The following is a 17875-nucleotide window of genomic DNA, read 5'->3' as shown; positions in this document are numbered from 1 at the left end:
ATTACAGATTCTCGCCGTTGCTGGCAATCACCTCTTTGTACCAGTCAAAGCTCTTCTTACGTGAACGCGACATATCGCCAGTACCGTCGTCATGTTTATTCACATAGATAAAGCCGTAGCGTTTGCTGTACTGCCCGGTAGTGAACGACACGCAGTCGATGCAGCCCCACGGTGTGTAGCCCATCAGATCCACGCCATCGTAAGTCACCGCTTTTTTCATCTCTTCAATATGGGCGCGCAGGTAGTCAATGCGGTAGTCGTCGTTGATGCTGCCATCTTCTTCCACTTTGTCATAAGCGCCAAAACCGTTTTCGACAATAAACAGCGGCTTCTGATAACGCTCATACAGTTCGCAAAGGGCATAGCGCAGACCCACAGGATCAATCTGCCAGCCCCAGTCAGACGCTTTAACATACGGGTTTGGTACGCTGCCTTCAAAACCAGAGATCGCATCGCCGGTGCCGCCTTCGGCCTTCACCGCGTTGGTCATGTAATAGCTGAAACCGAGATAATCGCAGGTGCCTTCGCGCAGCACATCGAGATCGCCGTCTTCCATTTTGATGTTAAATCCGCGACGCTCCCACTCGTTCAACACATAGGACGGGTAATAGCCACGCAGTTGCACATCGGTAAAGACGTAGCGTTCGCGCATCGACTCCTGGGCAAACATCACATCGTCCGGATTACAGGAGTAAGGGTAAAGCGGCACCATCGCCAGCATACAGCCGACTTTCATTTCCGGGTTAATGCGACGCGCGGCTTTCACCGCCAGGGCGCTGGCGACAAACTGGTGATGCAGCACCTGGTACATCGTCTCTTCCGGGTTATCATGCTCGGTATACACCACGCCGGAGCAGCAGTAACCGAACAGCGGTGCACGCCAGTTACGCTGGTTGTTAATTTCGTTGAAGGTCATCCAGTATTTGACTTTATGCTTATAGCGTTCAAATACCACTTGTGCGAAACGGACAAAGAAATCAACCACTTTACGATTGGTCCAGCTACCGTATTGCTGCACCAGATGCAGCGGCATTTCAAAGTGGGAGAGGGTGATCACCGGTTCGATGTTGTATTTCAGCAGTTCATCGAACATATCATCGTAGAACTTCAGCCCTTCTTCGTTTGGCTGAGCTTCATCGCCTTTTGGAAAAATGCGCGTCCAGGCGATGGATGTACGAAAACATTTGAAGCCCATTTCGGCAAATAGCTTGATGTCTTCCTTGTAATGACCATAAAAATCAACGGCTTCATGGTTCGGATAGTATTTTCCTGGCAACACTTCTTTGGTGATTTCGCGCGGCACGCCGTGTGCGCCACCGGTCAGAACGTCACAAATGCTCGGCCCTTTGCCGCCTTTGTTCCAGCCGCCTTCGACCTGATGAGCGGCAACTGCGCCGCCCCATAAGAAATCTTTCGGTAAGGTGAGTTTTTTCACTATCATAGGCTCCAGATGAGTCAATTCTTACAGGAAATAGTACCATGCAGCCAAACGACATCACTTTTTTTCAACGTTTCCAGGATGACATTCTGGCTGGGCGTAAAACCATCACCATCCGCGACGAGTCTGAATCGCACTTCAAAACGGGTGATGTGCTTCGTGTCGGACGGTTTGAAGATGACGGTTATTTTTGCACGATTGAAGTTACCGCAACCTCAACCGTAACGCTGGATACGCTGACGGAAAAACATGCAGAGCAGGAAAATATGACCCTGACTGAACTGAAAAAGGTCATTGCCGACATCTATCCCGACCAGACACAGTTTTATGTGATTGAATTTAAATGCCTTTAAATTGAACTCACGCCTGTTAGTTGAAATTTCGCATTTAATTTCATGATTTTTCAGAGATTAATCTCAAATCAGAATTTATTTTAGTTAACAGGTGTTCACTGGAACTATTCTCAGTTACGCTGGAGAGGTATACATGTGCGTGTACGTTTCTCCGGAGCAAGTTATGGTTCAGAAGCCCCTCATTAAGCAGGGATATTCGCTGGCAGAGGAAATTGCCAACAGCGTCAGTCACGGCATTGGGTTGGTGTTTGGTATCGTTGGGCTGGTGTTGCTACTGGTTCAGGCGGTGGATCTCAATGCCAGCGCCACAGCGATAACCAGTTACAGCCTCTATGGCGGCAGTATGATCCTGCTGTTCCTCGCTTCGACACTCTATCACGCCATTCCTCATCAACGGGCAAAAATGTGGCTGAAGAAATTTGACCACTGCGCTATTTATCTGTTGATTGCCGGAACCTACACGCCGTTTTTGCTGGTGGGGCTGGATTCTCCGTTAGCGCGTGGGTTGATGATTGTTATCTGGAGCCTGGCGCTGCTGGGGATTCTGTTTAAACTGACCATCGCGCACCGATTCAAAATTTTATCTCTGGTGACCTATCTGGCGATGGGCTGGTTGTCGCTGGTGGTGATTTATGAAATGGCAGTTAAGCTCGCGGCGGGCAGCGTTACCTTACTGGCGGTAGGCGGTGTGGTTTATTCGCTCGGGGTGATTTTCTACGTCTGCAAGCGCATTCCATACAATCATGCCATCTGGCACGGCTTTGTGCTCGGCGGTAGTGTGTGCCACTTTCTGGCGATCTATTTGTATATTGGGCAGGCGTAATTGGTGTTCCTTTGTAGGCATGATAAGACGCGTCAGCGTCGCATCAGGCGATAAATGCCTGATGCGATACAGAGATTTACTCTTCGAGCGAATACGGCAGTGGCTCGATACGCAATGTATTCGCATCGTCACGCACGCGGAAGATGCTGTCCGGTTCCATATCGTTATTCATGACGACCTGTACCACGACCTGACCATCTTCCAGTTTTACCGCAGCCAGCACCGTACCGGTACGACGCCAGTTCTCGCCCATTTTCAGCTCTAAATCTTCACCAGCTTCCGGCAGTCGGCTGGCACTACCTGCCAGCAACCAGAGCGCGCGTTTGTTGGCACCGCGGAATTTGGCCCGCGCCACCATCTCTTGTCCGGTATAGCATCCTTTCTTAAAGCTGATGCCGCCCAGCGCCTGGAGGTTGGTCGCCTGTGGGATAAACTGCCCGCTGTTGGCGGCATCAATCACCGGGAAACCCGCTTCAATGTTTAATGCCAGCCACTGTTGGCTATTGTTCAGTTCCGCTTCACCGCGCAGTTTATCGGTCAGCATATTGGCAGTGGCTTCATCGGTTACGATCAGGAAACGTTCTGCCGGGTGTTCAAACCATAGCAAAGTGGTCGCGCCTTCTTTAACTACCTGTTTTTCTTTCGAAGGCAGTTCACTAAAGATATTTGCCAGCGCGGCGCGCGCCTGAAAACCGGCAACACCAAGCAGCACACGCTCGTCGTCTGGCGCGATGGTCACTTTAGAGAATACCGCATATTTTTTCAGTTCAGTCAGCTGCGATTCACGCACGCTGCGCCGTTCAATCCATGCAAAGCCATCGCCGTCGCGGAACAGACGTAAATTGCTCCACATTTTACCTTTGGCGTCGCAATGGGCGGCGAGCAGGTGCTGATCTTCTGTCATCTGGCTGACATCTGCTGTCACCTGACCCTGCATATATTTTTCGCTGTCCGCGCCAGTAATGGTGGCAAGCGCCCAGTCATCAAGCGTCATCAGCGTCAGCGGTAAACGGGCAGAAGCCGTAGGCTGACGGGGAGGAAAAGGTGTAAAAGCCATAATAGAGTCCTGAGTTGCTTAACGGCGTATTAATGACTAATGGTAAAAGAGCTATGAGGCAATGCAAGTGCTTTCACTACGCGATCTGTGCCTTCTGCGAGGCGACTTCCAAAAAAATGAAGCCCTTGAATTGTTGTGAATTAATTTCGCGATCGCGATTGTGTTTACTGATATTCCCGCAAAAGAAGTCGAAAAACACGTTACAATAGCGGGGTACTGGATTTTCGTGAGACAGGAAGAAGATGGACATTAACAACAAAGCCCGCATTCATTGGGCATGCCGCCGTGGTATGCGCGAACTCGATATTTCAATCATGCCGTTTTTCGAACATGAGTACGACAGCTTAAGCGATGACGAAAAACGCATCTTTATTCGTCTGCTGGAATGTGACGATCCCGATCTGTTCAACTGGCTGATGAACCACGGTAAACCGGCCGATGCAGAACTGGAAATGATGGTCCGACTCATCCAGACACGGAACCGGGAACGTGGTCCTGTGGCAATCTGATTTGCGCGTCTCCTGGCGCGCACAGTGGCTTTCCTTGCTGATCCACGGGCTGGTTGCCGCTGTTATTTTACTCATGCCTTGGCCGCTCAGTTACACCCCGTTATGGATGGTGTTACTTTCGCTGGTGGTGTTTGATTGCGTTCGCAGCCAGCGACGCATTAATGCTCGCCAGGGAGAAATTCGCCTGTTGATGGACGGGCGTTTGCGTTGGCAAGGGCAGGAGTGGAGCATCGTCAAAGCGCCGTGGATGATTAAGAGCGGCATGATGCTGCGTTTACGTTCTGATAGCGGTAAACGGCAACATTTATGGCTGGCAGCCGACAGCATGGACGAAGCCGAATGGCGGGATTTACGGCGGATATTGTTGCAACAAGAGACGCAAAGATAAAGATGACGGCAAAGCATATGTGCTAAGCCGTCAGTGACATCAGGCGTAATGCTCTGCCATTTCGTTGAGGATTTGCTCGCACCAGCTCTGAATACGCTCGTCGCTAAGGTCATACTGGTTAGTTTCATCCAGCGCCAGACCCACGAACAGTTGCCCGTCAGCAATCACCGGTTTCGGACTGGTAAATTCATATCCTTCCGTTGGCCAGTAGCCGACGAACTTCACGCCTTTGGTCGAGAGTTTGTCATGCAGCATACCGAGCGCATCGAGGAACCACTCGCCGTATCCCAGTTGATCGCCAAGCCCATACAGCGCAACAATTTTACCTTCGAGGTTCAGGTCGTCGAGCTGATCCCAGACGGCTTCCCAGTCTTCCTGGATTTCACCAAAATCCCAGGTCGGGATACCCAGAATGAGCACATCGTACTGCTCCATTAATTTCGGGGAGTCGTCCTTGAGGTTATGTAAGGTCACCAGTTCTGGGCCGATAATATCGCGGATTTTTTCTGCCGCCATTTCGGTGTAACAGGTGCTGGAACCGTAAAAAAGACCCATATTCATAACGTAAGTTTCTCGATTCTGCTGTGGCTTTTGTGGCTAGTGTATCAGAATCGCTTTAGTCACGGCACAATAAGGCATAATGGATCAAATGAGTGACCATAAGGGGCGCAAGTGAAACAGGATCTGGCACGCATCGAGCAGTTTCTTGATGCTCTGTGGCTGGAAAAAAATCTGGCTGAAAATACGTTGAACGCTTACCGTCGCGATCTGTCAATGATGGTGGAGTGGTTGCATCACCGCGGGTTGACGCTGGCGACGGTGCAAAGTGACGATTTGCAGGCATTACTGGCAGAAAGGCTGGAGGGCGGGTATAAAGCCACCAGCTCAGCGCGTTTGCTGAGTGCAGTGCGCCGATTGTTCCAGTATCTTTATCGCGAAAAGTTTCGTGAAGACGATCCCAGTGCGCATCTCGCTTCACCGAAATTGCCACAGCGTTTGCCAAAAGATTTAAGCGAAGCGCAGGTCGAACGTTTATTACAGGCACCATTAATTGATCAGCCACTGGAGCTACGCGATAAAGCCATGCTTGAAGTGTTGTATGCTACCGGACTGCGTGTCTCTGAACTGGTCGGGCTGACAATGAGTGATATCAGCCTGCGTCAGGGCGTAGTGCGGGTCATTGGTAAAGGCAACAAAGAACGCCTTGTGCCGTTAGGTGAAGAGGCAGTTTACTGGCTGGAAACCTATCTGGAACATGGGCGTCCGTGGCTGCTGAATGGCGTGTCAATTGACGTGTTGTTTCCCAGTCAGCGCGCGCAGCAGATGACGAGACAAACCTTCTGGCACCGCATTAAACATTATGCTGTGCTGGCGGGTATCGACAGCGAAAAGCTGTCACCGCATGTGTTGCGTCACGCTTTTGCCACTCACTTATTAAATCATGGTGCGGATTTACGCGTGGTGCAGATGCTACTGGGCCACAGCGATCTCTCCACCACGCAAATTTATACGCATGTCGCTACAGAGCGTCTGCGGCAACTTCATCAACAGCATCACCCGCGGGCGTGATGTCTGAAAAGAACGGGAAGATTTATGAAGAAAGGTTTTATGTTATTTACGTTGTTGGCGGCGTTTTCAGGCTTTGCTCAGGCGGATGACGCGGCAATTCAACAGACGTTAGCCAAAATGGGCATCAAAAGCAGCGATATTCAGCCTGCACCCGTGGCTGGCATGAAGACAGTTCTGACTAACAGCGGTGTGTTGTACATCACCGATGATGGTAAACATATCATTCAGGGGCCAATGTATGACGTTAGCGGAACGGCACCGGTCAATGTCACCAATAAGATGCTGTTAAAGCAGCTGAACGCGCTTGAAAACGAGATGATCGTTTATAAAGCGCCGCAGGAAAAACACGTCATTACCGTGTTTACTGATATTACCTGTGGTTACTGCCACAAACTGCATGAGCAAATGGCAGACTACAACGCGCTGGGGATCACCGTGCGTTATCTTGCTTTCCCGCGCCAGGGGCTGGAGAGCCAGGCTGAGCAACAAATGAAAGCCATCTGGTGTGCGAAAGATAAAAACAAAGCGTTTGATGATGTGATGGCTGGTAAAGCTGCCACTCCGGCAAGTTGCGATATCGATATTGCCGATCATTACGCACTTGGCGTCCAGCTTGGCGTTAGCGGCACTCCGGCAATTGTGCTGAGCAATGGCACACTTGTTCCGGGTTACCAGCCACCGAAAGACATGAAAGAATTCCTCGACGAACACCAAAAAATGACCAGCGGTAAATAATTCGCGTGAAACAACAGATACAACTTCGTCGCCGTGAAGTCGATGAAACGGCAGACTTGCCCGCTGAATTGCCGCCCTTGCTGCGCCGTTTATACGCCAGCCGGGGAGTACGCAGTGCGCAAGAACTGGAACGCAGTGTTAAAGGTATGCTGCCCTGGCAGCAACTGAGCGGCGTCGAAAAGGCCGTTGAGATCCTTTACAACGCCTTTCGCGAAGGAACGCGGATTATGGTGGTCGGTGATTTCGACGCCGACGGTGCCACCAGCACGGCTCTAAGCGTGCTGGCGATGCGCTCGCTTGGTTGCAGCAATATCGACTACCTGGTACCAAACCGTTTCGAAGACGGTTACGGCTTAAGCCCGGAAGTGGTCGATCAGGCCCATGCCCGTGGCGCGCAGTTAATTGTCACGGTGGATAACGGTATTTCCTCCCATGCGGGGGTTGAACACGCTCGCTCGTTGGGCATTCCGGTTATTGTTACCGATCACCATTTGCCGGGCGAAACCTTACCCGCGGCGGAAGCGATCATTAACCCTAACTTGCGCGACTGTAATTTCCCGTCGAAATCACTGGCAGGCGTGGGGGTAGCGTTTTATCTGATGCTGGCGCTGCGCACCTTTTTGCGCGATCAGGGCTGGTTTGATGAGCGCGGCATCGCAATTCCTAATCTGGCAGAACTGCTGGATCTGGTCGCGCTGGGGACAGTGGCGGACGTCGTACCGCTGGACGCTAATAATCGCATTCTGACCTGGCAGGGGATGAGTCGCATCCGTGCCGGTAAGTGCCGTCCGGGGATTAAAGCGCTGCTGGAAGTGGCAAATCGCGATGCGCAAAAACTCGCCGCCAGCGATTTAGGTTTTGCGCTGGGGCCACGTCTCAATGCTGCCGGGCGACTGGATGATATGTCCGTTGGTGTGGCGCTGTTGCTGTGCGACAACATCGGCGAAGCGCGCGTGCTGGCAAATGAACTCGATGCGCTAAACCAGACGCGAAAAGAGATCGAACAAGGAATGCAGATTGAAGCCCTGACCCTGTGCGAGAAACTGGAGCGCAGCCGTGACACGCTACCCGGCGGGCTGGCAATGTATCACCCCGAATGGCATCAGGGCGTGGTCGGCATTCTGGCTTCGCGCATTAAAGAGCGTTTTCACCGCCCGGTTATCGCTTTTGCGCCAGCGGGCGACGGTACGTTAAAAGGTTCTGGTCGCTCGATTCAGGGGCTACACATGCGCGATGCGCTGGAGCGGTTAGACACGCTCTACCCTGGCATGATGCTCAAGTTTGGCGGTCATGCGATGGCGGCGGGTTTGTCGCTGGAAGAGGATAAATTCGAACTCTTTCAACAACGGTTTGGCGAACTGGTTACCGAGTGGTTAGATCCTTCTTTATTGCAAGGGGAAGTGGTATCAGACGGCCCATTAAGTGCGGCAGAGATGACCATGGAAGTGGCGCAACTGCTGCGTGATGCTGGCCCGTGGGGACAAATGTTCCCGGAGCCGCTGTTTGACGGTCATTTCCGTCTGCTGCAACAGCGACTGGTGGGTGAACGTCATTTGAAAGTCATGGTCGAACCGGTCGGCGGCGGTCCGCTGCTGGACGGTATTGCTTTTAATGTCGATACCGCCCTCTGGCCGGATAACGGCGTGCGCGAAGTGCAACTGGCTTACAAGCTGGATATCAACGAGTTTCGTGGCAACCGCAGCCTGCAAATTATCATCGACAATATCTGGCCAATTTAGCGTCATCTTCTCTATAAAAAAGAGCGTGGATTGGGTACAATCCCGCTCTTATCACCGCATTTTGACTAGCTCAATAAAAGAAATCAGACCATGTTTGAAATTAATCCGGTAAATAATCGCATTCAGGACCTCACGGAACGCTCCGACGTTCTTAGGGGGTATCTTTGACTATGACGCCAAGAAAGAGCGTCTGGAAGAAGTAAACGCCGAGCTGGAACAGCCGGATGTCTGGAACGAACCCGAACGCGCACAGGCGCTGGGTAAAGAGCGTTCCTCCCTCGAAGCCGTTGTCGACACCCTCGACCAAATGAAACAGGGGCTGGAAGATGTTTCTGGTCTGCTGGAACTGGCTGTAGAAGCTGACGACGAAGAAACCTTTAACGAAGCCGTTGCTGAACTCGACGCCCTGGAAGAAAAACTGGCGCAGCTTGAGTTCCGCCGTATGTTCTCTGGCGAATATGACAGCGCCGACTGCTACCTCGATATTCAGGCAGGCTCTGGCGGTACGGAAGCACAGGACTGGGCGAGCATGCTTGAGCGTATGTATCTGCGCTGGGCAGAATCGCGTGGTTTCAAAACTGAAATCATCGAAGAGTCGGAAGGTGAAGTGGCGGGTATTAAATCCGTGACGATCAAAATCTCCGGCGATTACGCTTATGGCTGGCTGCGTACAGAAACCGGCGTTCACCGCCTGGTGCGTAAGAGCCCGTTTGACTCCGGCGGTCGTCGCCACACGTCGTTCAGCTCCGCGTTTGTTTACCCGGAAGTTGATGATGATATCGATATCGAAATCAATCCGGCGGATCTGCGCATCGACGTTTATCGCGCATCCGGCGCGGGCGGTCAGCACGTTAACCGTACCGAATCTGCGGTGCGTATTACTCACATCCCAACTGGGATCGTGACCCAGTGCCAGAACGACCGTTCCCAGCACAAGAACAAAGACCAGGCCATGAAGCAGATGAAAGCGAAGCTTTATGAACTGGAGATGCAGAAGAAAAATGCCGAGAAACAGGCGATGGAAGATAACAAATCCGACATCGGCTGGGGCAGCCAGATTCGTTCTTATGTCCTTGATGACTCCCGCATTAAAGATCTGCGTACCGGGGTAGAAACCCGCAACACGCAGGCCGTGCTGGACGGCAGCCTGGATCAATTTATCGAAGCAAGTTTGAAAGCAGGGTTATGAGGAACCAACATGTCTGAACAACACGCACAGGGCGCTGACGCGGTAGTCGATCTTAACAATGAATTGAAAACGCGTCGTGAGAAGCTGGCGAACCTGCGTGAGCAGGGGATTGCCTTCCCGAACGATTTCCGTCGCGATCATACCTCTGACCAATTGCACGCAGAATTCGACGGTAAAGAGAACGAAGAACTGGAAGCGCTGAACATCGAAGTCGCCGTTGCTGGCCGCATGATGACCCGTCGTATTATGGGTAAAGCGTCTTTCGTTACCCTGCAGGACGTTGGCGGTCGCATTCAGCTGTACGTTGCCCGTGACGATCTGCCGGAAGGCGTTTACAACGAGCAGTTCAAAAAATGGGACCTCGGCGATATCCTCGGCGCGAAAGGTAAACTGTTCAAAACCAAAACCGGCGAACTGTCTATCCACTGTACCGAGCTGCGTCTGCTGACCAAAGCACTGCGTCCGCTGCCGGACAAATTCCACGGCTTGCAGGACCAGGAAGCGCGCTATCGTCAGCGTTATCTGGATCTCATCTCTAACGATGAATCCCGCAACACCTTTAAAGTGCGCTCGCAGATCCTCTCTGGTATTCGCCAGTTCATGGTGAACCGCGGCTTTATGGAAGTTGAAACGCCGATGATGCAGGTGATCCCTGGCGGTGCCGCTGCGCGTCCGTTTATCACTCACCATAACGCGCTGGATCTCGACATGTACCTGCGTATCGCGCCGGAACTGTACCTCAAGCGTCTGGTGGTCGGTGGCTTCGAGCGTGTATTCGAAATCAACCGTAACTTCCGTAACGAAGGTATTTCCGTACGTCATAACCCAGAGTTCACCATGATGGAACTCTATATGGCTTACGCAGATTACAAAGATCTGATCGAGCTGACCGAATCGCTGTTCCGTACTCTGGCACAGGATATTCTCGGTAAGACGGAAGTGACCTACGGTGACGTAACGCTGGACTTCGGTAAACCGTTCGAAAAACTGACCATGCGTGAAGCGATCAAGAAATATCGCCCGGAAACTGACATGGCGGATCTGGACAACTTCGACTCTGCGAAAGCGATTGCTGAATCTATCGGCATCCACGTTGAGAAGAGCTGGGGTCTGGGCCGTATCGTTACCGAGATCTTCGAAGAAGTGGCAGAAGCACATCTGATCCAGCCGACCTTCATTACTGAATATCCGGCAGAAGTTTCTCCTCTGGCGCGTCGTAACGACGTTAACCCGGAAATCACAGACCGCTTTGAGTTCTTCATTGGTGGGCGTGAAATCGGTAACGGCTTTAGCGAGCTGAATGACGCGGAAGATCAGGCGCAGCGCTTCCTGGATCAGGTTGCCGCGAAAGATGCAGGTGACGACGAAGCGATGTTCTACGACGAAGATTATGTCACCGCACTGGAACATGGCTTACCGCCGACAGCAGGTCTGGGAATTGGTATCGACCGTATGGTAATGCTGTTCACCAACAGCCATACCATCCGCGACGTTATTCTGTTCCCGGCGATGCGTCCGGTAAAATAAGCATTACGTTATGCTCATAACCCCGGCAAATGTCGGGGTTTTTAATTGTGCTGCGCGAAAGCAGACAACAATTTTCTTGCTTCACTATTGGCTGCCTGCATCACCATCCACGGACTGAACGCCCACGGCGTGGCATCAATACCGTGTAATACATCTGCTAAATCACACCATTGATAATCCATCACTTCATCATCATTGATCTGTAAAGCACTGGTCGTGCGTGCGGCAAATACCGGACACACTTCATTTTCCACAATGCCACTCGGATCGGTGGCGCGGTAGCGAAAGTCAGGATAGATAGATTCAGGAGGCGTAATTTCCACGCCAAGCTCATAACGGCAACGGCGGATCACCGCGTCTTCGTTGCTTTCTCCCAGTTGTGGGTGCCCACAAACCGAGTTAGTCCACACGCCAGGCCACGCTTTTTTGCTCAGTGCGCGGCGGGTAACTAATAATTGCCCTTTGGCATTAAACAGCCAACTGGAGAACGCGAGATGTAAGAGAGTGTCTGCCGTGTGTGCGGCATACTTTTCCAGCGTACCCGTGGGAACTCCCTGTGCATTCAATAAAATGACGTGTTCCGTTTGCATAATTTCTCACATGTAATTCTAATCACTCATCATTATAGATAATTGAAGAGTGAAATGATTAACCAAGTGAGCGTTTATCGACAACCGCCCGTTTTGAGCGGATGTCGACAGGTAAAAACCATTTAAAAAAGCAGCATCATATATTTGAAGCGACTTTCAATGGCCATTGCAACACAGTCAGAAATGACAGGAATAGAGAGAGTAAAAAGCAACAACAGACTGAATATAGCGCGCATTAAAAGATTCATATTATTCTCCATGCTCATTTTTCTTCAGCTTGCGCATCAGAAGCCACATACGTACTGTCCTGACTTTTAAATCTTTATCAGAGACGGATTCCTTCACCAGATCAGCATGATGCTGATAGCCATTAAAGAAGACGTTCAGCACAACGGCGCTAAGGGTTGCGAGCATAATGCCGCTATGCAGCAACGGTTGCAGTACGGCCGGTAACTTAGAAAAGAAATCGTGAGAGAGCGTCGGAGTCATGCCAACGCCGAGACTGATCGCCACAATATAGAGGTTGTAACGGTTGGTGGTGTAGTTACAGCGCGACAGAATTCGAATCCCTGTCGCCAGTACCATGCCGAACATCACCAGCCCAGCACCGCCCAGCACAAATTGCGGAATGGAGGCGACCAGCACCGCCATTTTTGGCACCATGCCAAACATGATTAATATAATTCCCGAAGAAATACACACCCAGCGGCTATGAACGCGCGTCACGCTAACCAGGCCAACGTTTTGTGAAAATGAGGTGTGGGGGAAGCTGTTAAACGTTCCGCCTATCATTGTCCCTACGCCATCGACACGCAGCCCGCGAATAATATCGTGCGAAGAGAGTTTACGACCGACTATTTCACCCAGTGCCAGGAACATCCCCATCGACTCGATAAACACGATGATTAACACGGCAGTCATGGTCAGAATGGAAACGGGATCGAAAATCGGCATACCAAATGACATCGGCGTGACAATCGCAAACCACGAGGCATCATGTAGCCCGGATAAATTGACTTCATTCATCATCCACGAAAGTAAAAAGCCAAATACAATCCCCAGTAATACGGCGACGTTGGACATAAATCCTTTCGCATAGCGAGTAATGAGCAAGATAAAAATTAAGACAGCAAAGGAGATACCTAAATAAACGGGATTACCATATTGCGGATTCCCTTTACCTCCGGCGGCCCAGTCAATACCCACCTGAATGATGCTAAGTCCGATAGAAGTAATCACCACACCGGTAACCAGTGGCGGGAATAAAGGCATCAAGCGACCGATAAGTGGCGCTAATAATGTGGTGATAAAACCCGCGGCGATAGTGGCACCAAATATCCCCAGCAGGCCGATATCCGGGTTCATCCCAATGGCTATCATTGGTGTTACAGCGGCGAAGGTCACCGACATAATCACCGGCAGGCGGATCCCCATAAAGCGGCCGATACCGATACATTGCAATAATGTGACGATCCCGCAGCAAAAGAGATCCGAGCTAATGAGCATCGCAATAGCTTCTTTGGAGAGGCCAAGCCTGTCGCCAATCATAAGAGGAACAGCGACTGCACCTGCGTACATGACAAGGACGTGTTGCAGACCGAGTATGATCAGCTTTCCTGGTGATAATATGCGGTCAACCTCATCAGTTGGGCGGTCTTGCCCTGAAGATGAGGGAAGTTGGGAATCTATGGCGCTCATCAGTGTTTCTCCTTTCGCCCGCCAGAGTAAAAAGCAACCGTTTACGTTCATGAAACTGTCTAAACACATGCTCGTGGAGTGCCAGTTTTTGCGAGGAAGGGGAGTTAGAGACAGGAATTGCGGAGGCAATCACATAATCGTGGTTAAACCACGAAAATGAGAAGAGAACCTGACAATGGAATTATCTGTAATTTTCTCATATTGATATTTCATTAATCATTCTGGCATGTCGCACTCTCGCATTTAATCGTTTTTATCTGGATAGCATTCTTTTGATCGGCAATGTTGAAATAATGAAAGCTGCATAGATTGAGGGGCAATAATTTGAACTCAGTCGCAAAATTATAATTAAATCGGCCATGCTACCTAATATATGCCCGTTTATTGCATCGCGAAATTTGAGAAGACATAACTCATTAAATGAAAGGGATGCAAATGAATAAGTTTATCGCTGCTGAAGCTGCGGAATGTATAGGCTGTCATGCTTGTGAAATTGCCTGTGCGATGGCACATAATCAAGAAAACTGGCCGCTGAGTCACAGTGACTTTCGACCGCGTATCCACGTTGTAGGGAAAGGCCAGGCTGCGAATCCGGTGGCCTGCCATCACTGCAACAATGCCCCTTGCGTTACGGCTTGTCCGGTTAATGCTCTGACTTTCCAGCCCGATAGCGTACAACTGGACGAGCAAAAATGTATTGGTTGTAAAAGATGCGCAATCGCTTGCCCCTTTGGCGTCGTTGAGATGGTCGATACGATTGCGCAGAAATGCGACCTTTGTAACCAGCGCAGTTCCGGCACGCAAGCCTGTATTGAAGTCTGCCCAACACAGGCGTTACGGCTGATGGACGATAAAGGGTTGCAGCAGATAAAGGTGGCCCGCCAGCGCAAAACGGCAGCAGGAAAAGCGTCATCAGACGCTCAGCCATCTCGCAGTGCAGCGTTGCTCCCCGTTAACTCGCGTAAAGGCGCAGATAAAATTTCAGCGAGTGAACGGAAAACCCACTTTGGCGAAATCTATTACGGGCTGGATCCACAACAAGCGACTTATGAGAGTGACCGCTGTGTTTATTGCGCCGAAAAAGCTAACTGCAACTGGCATTGCCCGCTGCATAACGCTATTCCGGATTACATCCGTCTGGTACAGGAAGGAAAGATTATTGAAGCGGCAGAACTTTGCCACCAGACCAGTTCCTTACCAGAAATCTGCGGCAGGGTATGCCCACAGGACCGTCTTTGTGAAGGCGCATGTACTTTGAAAGATCACTCTGGCGCAGTCTCTATCGGGAATCTGGAACGCTACATCACCGATACCGCGCTGGCGATGGGCTGGCGTCCCGATGTCAGCAAAGTTGTTCCCCGTAGCGAAAAAGTGGCGGTGATTGGCGCTGGACCTGCAGGATTAGGGTGTGCTGATATTCTGGCGCGCGCGGGAGTTCAGGTTGATGTCTTTGATCGCCATCCAGAAATTGGCGGTATGCTGACTTTTGGCATTCCTCCTTTCAAACTCGATAAAACGGTATTAAGCCAGCGGCGAGAGATATTCACCGCAATGGGAATCGACTTTCATCTTAACTGTGAAATTGGCCGCGATATTACCTTTGGCGATTTAACTTCTGAATATGATGCAGTTTTCATCGGCGTGGGGACTTACGGGATGATGCGAGCAGATCTGCCGCATGAAGATGCGCCCGGTGTCATTCAGGCTCTACCGTTCCTGACTGCCCATACCCGCCAGCTCATGGGGTTGCCGGAGTCTGAAGAGTATCCGCTGACGGATGTGGAAGGTAAGCGAGTCGTGGTATTGGGCGGTGGCGATACGACCATGGATTGTTTGCGGACTTCCATCCGCCTCAATGCCGCCAGCGTGACCTGCGCGTATCGTCGTGATGAAGTCAGTATGCCGGGCTCGCGCAAAGAGGTGGTCAATGCGCGCGAGGAAGGTGTCGAGTTTCAATTCAATGTTCAGCCGCAATATATCGCTTGTGACGAAGATGGGCGTTTAACTGCGGTGGGCCTGATTCGTACCGCCATGGGTGAGCCGGGGCCGGATGGTCGCCGTCGTCCTCGTCCGGTAGCGGGTTCAGAGTTTGAATTGCCCGCCGATGTTCTCATTATGGCCTTTGGTTTCCAGGCGCATGCCATGCCGTGGTTGCAGGGCAGCGGAATTAAACTCGATAAATGGGGCCTGATTCAAACCGGTGACGTCGGGTATTTACCTACCCAGACGCATCTGAAAAAAGTCTTTGCTGGTGGTGATGCTGTTCATGGCGCGGATCTGGTTGTCACTGCAATGGTCGCAGGAAGGCAGGCGGCGCGCGATATGTTAACTCTGTTTGATACGAAGGCATCGTGATGAAATCGTTAATTATCGTTAATCCGGCTGACTGTATTGGCTGCCGTACTTGTGAAGTAGCCTGTGTGGTCGCTCACCCTTCAGAACAGGAGTTGAATGCCGATGTCTTTTTACCCCGGCTGAAGGTACAGCGACTGGACAGCATCAGTGCGCCGGTGATGTGCCATCAGTGTGAAAACGCCCCTTGTGTTAGCGCTTGCCCCGTGGGGGCGCTGACGATGGGCGAGCAGGTGGTGCAGACCAATTCTGCCCGTTGTATTGGCTGTCAGAGTTGCGTCAGTGCGTGCCCGTTTGGAATGATCACCATTCAGTCGTTGCCGGGGGATACCCGGCAACAAATCGTGAAATGCGATCTCTGTGAACAGCGGGAAGAGGGGCCAGCCTGCGTTGAATCTTGCCCAACACAGGCGCTGCAGTTGCTTACTGAAAGAGAACTCAGGCGAGTCCGCCAGCAGCGTATTGTTGCCAGCGGTGAGAATCCTCTGTGAAAGAAATCTCCGCGCTGAAAGGCGCGGAGAATCTATTAGATTGCCCAACCACCCGCGTAAAATGCGACCAGTGCGGCAGTAATGATCACCGTACCAATATTCAGCTTTTGCCATTCGCGTGCAAAGACGCGGCCTACGACCAGTGTCACAAAGCCCAGCATAATACCGGTAACGATATTACAAGTCAGAACGATGAACACGGCACACACCAGGCCAGCCATAGCGTCAATAAAATCATTGAAATCCAGCTTCGAGACGTTACTTAACATCAGCAAACCTACGTACATCAGAGCGGGTGCAGTGGCGTAACCAGGGATCAAAAATGACAGCGGTGATAAGAACAGAATCAGCAGGAATAACGCCCCCACTACGGTTGCGGTTAACCCTGTTTTACCCCCGGCGGCGGTTCCTGCCGCTGATTCGATATAAACCGCTGCGGGCGCTGCGCCCACCAGGCCGGAGAATATTGAACTTACTGAGTCACTGGTCAGGGCTTTGCCGCCGTTGATGATCTGGTTGTCTTTATCCAACAAATTCGCCTGACCGGCGACGGCACGGATGGTGCCAGTGGCGTCGAACACTGCGGTCATCACCAATGCCAGTACACTCGGAAGTACAGTTGGCTGGAGTGCGCCCATAATATCGAGGCTGAAAATCAGAGACTTACCATCTTCGCCAGTCAGGCTTGGCATCGCCACCAGACCGTGGTATTTCACCGCTGGATCAAAGATTAAGCCGATGATCGAGATGGCAATAATCACCAACAAGATCCCGCCGGGTACGCGGCACTTTTCCAGACCGAAGATGACCGCCAGCCCCAGTAAGCTCATCATCACCGGGAAGGAGGTAAACGCACCGAGCGCCACTGGCAAGCCTTCAATCGGGTTTTTGATAACCATTCCCACACCGTTAGCAGCAATCAGCAGCAGAAACAGGCCGATACCGATACCTGTACCGTGAGCTATCCCCATCGGTAAATTACGTAAGATCCAGGTACGCACACCGGTTACGGAAATGGCGGTGAAGATGACGCCCATCAGAAAGACCGCGCCCAGTGCGACAGGAACGCTAATTTGTTGCCCGAGTACCAGACTGAATGCGGTAAACGCCGTCAGGGAAATCGCGCAACCAATCGCCATTGGCAAATTGGCCCATAACCCCATCAGCAACGAGCCGAAGCCCGCGACCAGACAGGTGGCAACAAACACAGCTGCGGGAGGAAAACCTGCTTTGCCCAGCATTCCCGGAACAACGATAACGGAATAAACCATGGCCAGAAAGGTCGTTAAGCCAGCCAGTACTTCCTGACGAACGGTACTGCCACGAGCGGTAATTTTAAAATAATTATCCAGCGCGCCCTGTGGCTTTGGTGCGTCCGGTGTTTGTAGGATGTCTCCAGACATAATGATGTCCTCAC

The 17875-nt window shown here is 51.4% G+C and carries 19 protein-coding genes; 12 read left to right on the top strand and 7 right to left on the bottom strand.

Annotation, left to right across the window (positions count from 1 at the left end; all coding sequences use genetic code 11):
• Position 1: 1 nt before the first annotated feature.
• A complete protein-coding gene (bglA, locus tag ACJHX7_RS09575) occupies positions 2–1435 on the bottom strand; it encodes a 6-phospho-beta-glucosidase BglA (RefSeq protein ID WP_024175772.1) in 1434 nt (477 codons plus the stop codon).
• 44 nt (positions 1436–1479) lie between these two features.
• Here bglA and yqfB point away from each other — a divergent pair, with 44 nt between their 5' ends.
• The gene (yqfB, locus tag ACJHX7_RS09570) at positions 1480–1791 is read left to right on the top strand and encodes a N(4)-acetylcytidine aminohydrolase (RefSeq protein WP_001182956.1); all 312 of its coding nucleotides are present in this window, start codon (positions 1480–1482) and stop codon (positions 1789–1791) included.
• A 163-nt stretch (positions 1792–1954) separates the two neighbouring features.
• On the top strand, positions 1955–2614 hold the full coding sequence (gene trhA, locus ACJHX7_RS09565) for a PAQR family membrane homeostasis protein TrhA (RefSeq protein ID WP_000250274.1): 660 nt from the start codon (positions 1955–1957) through the stop codon (positions 2612–2614).
• 76 nt (positions 2615–2690) lie between these two features.
• Here the strand turns inward: trhA and ygfZ are convergent, their stop codons facing one another.
• On the bottom strand, positions 2691–3671 hold the full coding sequence (ygfZ, locus tag ACJHX7_RS09560) for a tRNA-modifying protein YgfZ (RefSeq protein WP_000886087.1): 981 nt from the start codon (positions 3669–3671) through the stop codon (positions 2691–2693).
• A gap of 242 nt (positions 3672–3913) precedes the next feature.
• On the opposite strand from ygfZ, the gene sdhE reads away from it, so the two are divergent.
• Complete coding sequence (gene sdhE / locus ACJHX7_RS09555; RefSeq protein WP_000354046.1) at positions 3914–4180, top strand: FAD assembly factor SdhE; 267 nt, start codon at positions 3914–3916, stop codon at positions 4178–4180.
• A complete protein-coding gene (locus tag ACJHX7_RS09550; RefSeq protein ID WP_000244781.1) occupies positions 4161–4568 on the top strand; it encodes a protein YgfX in 408 nt (135 codons plus the stop codon). The genes sdhE and ACJHX7_RS09550 overlap by 20 nt, the downstream gene beginning before the upstream one ends.
• A 39-nt stretch (positions 4569–4607) precedes the next feature.
• Here ACJHX7_RS09550 and fldB read toward each other — a convergent pair whose 3' ends face one another.
• Positions 4608–5129, bottom strand: a complete 522-nt coding sequence (gene fldB / locus ACJHX7_RS09545) for a flavodoxin FldB (RefSeq protein WP_001055874.1) — start codon at positions 5127–5129, stop codon at positions 4608–4610.
• Between the two features lie 111 nt (positions 5130–5240).
• On the opposite strand from fldB, the gene xerD reads away from it, so the two are divergent.
• From xerD to lysS, 5 genes are all read left to right on the top strand, one after another.
• On the top strand, positions 5241–6137 hold the full coding sequence (gene xerD, locus ACJHX7_RS09540) for a site-specific tyrosine recombinase XerD (protein WP_000806650.1): 897 nt from the start codon (positions 5241–5243) through the stop codon (positions 6135–6137).
• A gap of 24 nt (positions 6138–6161) precedes the next feature.
• Positions 6162–6872, top strand: a complete 711-nt coding sequence (dsbC, locus tag ACJHX7_RS09535; RefSeq protein WP_000715222.1) for a bifunctional protein-disulfide isomerase/oxidoreductase DsbC — start codon at positions 6162–6164, stop codon at positions 6870–6872.
• Positions 6873–6877: 5 nt separating this feature from the next.
• Positions 6878–8611, top strand: a complete 1734-nt coding sequence (recJ, locus tag ACJHX7_RS09530) for a single-stranded-DNA-specific exonuclease RecJ (RefSeq protein WP_094030038.1) — start codon at positions 6878–6880, stop codon at positions 8609–8611.
• A gap of 90 nt (positions 8612–8701) precedes the next feature.
• Positions 8702–9800 (top strand): peptide chain release factor 2 gene (gene prfB, locus ACJHX7_RS09525; RefSeq protein WP_001701073.1). Its coding sequence is split into 2 segments (ribosomal slippage): positions 8702–8776 and positions 8778–9800, totalling 1098 coding nucleotides; the frame shifts between segments, so codons are not numbered across the junction.
• Positions 9801–9809: 9 nt separating this feature from the next.
• Positions 9810–11327, top strand: coding sequence for a lysine--tRNA ligase (gene lysS, locus ACJHX7_RS09520; RefSeq protein WP_000003071.1), 1518 nt, complete (start codon positions 9810–9812; stop codon positions 11325–11327).
• Between the two features lie 41 nt (positions 11328–11368).
• Here lysS and idi read toward each other — a convergent pair whose 3' ends face one another.
• Complete coding sequence (idi, locus tag ACJHX7_RS09515; protein ID WP_001192794.1) at positions 11369–11917, bottom strand: isopentenyl-diphosphate Delta-isomerase; 549 nt, start codon at positions 11915–11917, stop codon at positions 11369–11371.
• Between the two features lie 54 nt (positions 11918–11971).
• Between idi and ACJHX7_RS09510 the strand changes: the two genes are divergently transcribed.
• Positions 11972–12043 (top strand): protein YqfH, encoded by a 72-nt coding sequence (locus tag ACJHX7_RS09510; protein ID WP_120795390.1) that lies wholly within the window; start codon positions 11972–11974, stop codon positions 12041–12043.
• Here the strand turns inward: ACJHX7_RS09510 and yqfG are convergent.
• Positions 12040–12165: a protein YqfG gene (gene yqfG / locus ACJHX7_RS09505; protein ID WP_001050745.1), complete on the bottom strand. Its 126-nt coding sequence runs from the start codon at positions 12163–12165 to the stop codon at positions 12040–12042. The two genes, ACJHX7_RS09510 and yqfG, sit on opposite strands and share 4 nt — an antisense overlap.
• A gap of 1 nt (position 12166) precedes the next feature.
• Positions 12167–13615 (bottom strand): urate/proton symporter UacT, encoded by a 1449-nt coding sequence (gene uacT / locus ACJHX7_RS09500; RefSeq protein WP_001696122.1) that lies wholly within the window; start codon positions 13613–13615, stop codon positions 12167–12169.
• A gap of 435 nt (positions 13616–14050) precedes the next feature.
• Here uacT and ygfT point away from each other — a divergent pair, with 435 nt between their 5' ends.
• Complete coding sequence (gene ygfT / locus ACJHX7_RS09495; RefSeq protein WP_094030037.1) at positions 14051–15970, top strand: formate-dependent uric acid utilization protein YgfT; 1920 nt, start codon at positions 14051–14053, stop codon at positions 15968–15970.
• Positions 15970–16458: a 4Fe-4S dicluster domain-containing protein gene (locus ACJHX7_RS09490; protein ID WP_000838435.1), complete on the top strand. Its 489-nt coding sequence runs from the start codon at positions 15970–15972 to the stop codon at positions 16456–16458. The genes ygfT and ACJHX7_RS09490 overlap by 1 nt, the downstream gene beginning before the upstream one ends.
• Before the next feature lie 35 nt (positions 16459–16493).
• On the opposite strand, the gene ghxQ is transcribed toward ACJHX7_RS09490, so the two are convergent.
• Positions 16494–17861, bottom strand: coding sequence for a guanine/hypoxanthine transporter GhxQ (ghxQ, locus tag ACJHX7_RS09485; RefSeq protein ID WP_000012163.1), 1368 nt, complete (start codon positions 17859–17861; stop codon positions 16494–16496).
• Between the last annotated feature and the right edge of the window lie 14 nt (positions 17862–17875).

The sequence above is a fragment of the Escherichia sp. WS1451 genome, assembly GCF_046487365.1.
Classification (GTDB): Bacteria; Pseudomonadota; Gammaproteobacteria; order Enterobacterales; family Enterobacteriaceae; genus Escherichia; species Escherichia coli.
Note: the sequence above shows the minus strand (reverse complement) of the source record. Positions and strands in the feature narration are given on the sequence as shown.

Bases quoted from the DNA above. Each gene is read 5' to 3' on its own strand.
- yqfB (WP_001182956.1), top strand. From the start codon at position 1,480: ATGCAGCCAAACGACATCACTTTTTTTCAACGTTTCCAGGATGACATT.
- trhA (WP_000250274.1), top strand. From the start codon at position 1,955: ATGGTTCAGAAGCCCCTCATTAAGCAGGGATATTCGCTGGCAGAGGAA.
- ygfZ (WP_000886087.1), bottom strand. From the start codon at position 3,671: ATGGCTTTTACACCTTTTCCTCCCCGTCAGCCTACGGCTTCTGCCCGT.
- sdhE (WP_000354046.1), top strand. From the start codon at position 3,914: ATGGACATTAACAACAAAGCCCGCATTCATTGGGCATGCCGCCGTGGT.
- fldB (WP_001055874.1), bottom strand. From the start codon at position 5,129: ATGAATATGGGTCTTTTTTACGGTTCCAGCACCTGTTACACCGAAATG.
- dsbC (WP_000715222.1), top strand. From the start codon at position 6,162: ATGAAGAAAGGTTTTATGTTATTTACGTTGTTGGCGGCGTTTTCAGGC.
- lysS (WP_000003071.1), top strand. From the start codon at position 9,810: ATGTCTGAACAACACGCACAGGGCGCTGACGCGGTAGTCGATCTTAAC.
- idi (WP_001192794.1), bottom strand. From the start codon at position 11,917: ATGCAAACGGAACACGTCATTTTATTGAATGCACAGGGAGTTCCCACG.
- yqfG (WP_001050745.1), bottom strand. From the start codon at position 12,165: ATGAATCTTTTAATGCGCGCTATATTCAGTCTGTTGTTGCTTTTTACT.
- uacT (WP_001696122.1), bottom strand. From the start codon at position 13,615: ATGAGCGCCATAGATTCCCAACTTCCCTCATCTTCAGGGCAAGACCGC.
- ygfT (WP_094030037.1), top strand. From the start codon at position 14,051: ATGAATAAGTTTATCGCTGCTGAAGCTGCGGAATGTATAGGCTGTCAT.
- ACJHX7_RS09490 (WP_000838435.1), top strand. From the start codon at position 15,970: ATGAAATCGTTAATTATCGTTAATCCGGCTGACTGTATTGGCTGCCGT.
- ghxQ (WP_000012163.1), bottom strand. From the start codon at position 17,861: ATGTCTGGAGACATCCTACAAACACCGGACGCACCAAAGCCACAGGGC.